Annotated in this window: 1 protein-coding gene and 1 tRNA gene; both read right to left on the bottom strand. The window is 40.3% G+C overall.

What is annotated here, in order from left to right; all coding sequences use genetic code 11:
* Nucleotides 1-455: 455 nt before the first annotated feature.
* Nucleotides 456-1,551, bottom strand: a protein-coding gene (prfB, locus tag ACEYX7_RS10870; RefSeq protein ID WP_374805537.1) for a peptide chain release factor 2 whose coding sequence is annotated in 2 segments (ribosomal slippage) — nt 456-1,478 and nt 1,480-1,551 — 1,095 coding nt in all. Because the reading frame shifts where the segments join, the coding sequence is not laid out codon by codon here.
* A 101-nt stretch (nt 1,552-1,652) separates the two neighbouring features.
* A tRNA-Glu gene (locus ACEYX7_RS10865) sits at nt 1,653-1,728 on the bottom strand.
* Nucleotide 1,729: the final 1 nt, after the last annotated feature.

Here is a 1,729-nt window from a genome sequence, read left to right as displayed (position 1 = left end):
GGTTTTTTTGTCATGCCTTATGCTACTATAGTTTATTCCCCTTATGCAAAAAAATTACGGTTTTGCGTAAGTCCTAAAAATATAGGTTTTATAAATTTTCGTACAAATAAAAATGTTAAAAATAGAAAAGTACTTTAACGTGAGCTTGGGATAAGTTAAAATTTAATTATTTGATTTTAAAAGTAAATTTAATTCGTGTGTAGGGTGCATCTTACGCACCTTTCAGAAAACGGCATCTTACGAAGCTTTAATCGCTTCTCAGGTGCGTCTTGCGAAACAGTGCTTCTCACATCCTACTTTTTAGAAATCATATAATGACAATAAAAATATACCTTTTTAAACCGAACTCACGTTACTTTATTCTTGTCAATTAGTCGTGATAATTTTCAACAAAAAACCACGCTATATTTATAACGTGGCTTTGGATTTAAATCAAGTTTTGCAATTTTTTAGCATTACAAACCTGCTTTAAGACTGGCTTCAATAAATTTATCCAAATCGCCATCCAATACCGCTTTGGTATTCGAGTTTTCGATATTGGTACGCAAATCTTTGATACGTGAATCATCCAATACATAAGAGCGAATCTGACTACCCCAACCAATATCTGACTTGCTGTCTTCTAGTGCTTGAGCAGCTTCATTACGTTTTTGCATTTCCAATTCATAGATTTTTGCACGTAACAATTTCCACGCACGGTCACGGTTGGCATGTTGCGAACGTTCATTTTGACATGCCACCACAATACCTGTTGGTGCGTGCGTCAAACGTACTGCCGAATCGGTTTTGTTGATGTGCTGACCACCTGCACCCGATGCACGATAAGTATCAGTACGCACATCAGATGGATTGATTTCGATTTCGATATTGTCATCAATCTCAGGTGACACAAATACCGCTGCAAACGATGTATGACGGTTGTTGTTGCTGTCAAATGGTGATTTACGCACCAGACGATGTACGCCAGTTTCTGTACGTAACCAACCAAAGGCAAACTCACCATCCACACGCAAAGTCGCTGATTTAATGCCTGCTACATCACCATCCGAGATTTCCATCAATTCTGCTTTAAAGCCATGACGCTCAATCCAGCGTGTGTACATACGCAACAGCATTGATGCCCAATCCTGTGCTTCTGTACCACCTGAGCCAGATTGAATATCCAAGAAACATGGGTTCGGATCCATTGGGTTGCTGAACATACGTTGGAATTCAAGCTTAGCTAATTTTTCTTCTGCGGTATCTAATTCTGCGGTCACATCATCAAGTAAGCTTTCATCATCCGCTTCTACCGCCAAATCTAGCATTGCCTGTGCATCAGCAAGCTGTTCGCTCAAGGCATCTAATACACCGATGCTGTTTTCCAATGCACCTTTTTCTTTGGCAATCGCTTGAGCGCGTGCTTGGTCATTCCAAATAGTTGGATCTTCTAACTCACGCAATACTTCTTCTAAGCGTTCTTTTTTGACATCGTAGTCAAAGATACCCCCGAAGGGTTTCGCCACGGTCGCCTAAATCTTTTAGACGTAATACGTATGGATTAATTTCCATGATAGACCTCAATAGTTCATCAAATGTTGATGATAAAATACACTGATCATCGATAAAATAACAATAAAAAAGCCTAGCACATTGGCTAGGCTTTTGGAATATGGCGTCCCTACGGGGATTCGAACCCCGGTTACCGCCGTGAAAGGGCGATGTCCTAGGCCTCTAGACGATAGGGACG

Source organism: Hubeiibacter jixunmingi, assembly GCF_041928215.1.
GTDB lineage: Bacteria > Pseudomonadota > Gammaproteobacteria > Pseudomonadales > Moraxellaceae > Acinetobacter.
The sequence above is the reverse complement of the archived record's forward strand: the minus strand, read 5'-3'. Positions and strand labels throughout refer to the sequence as shown.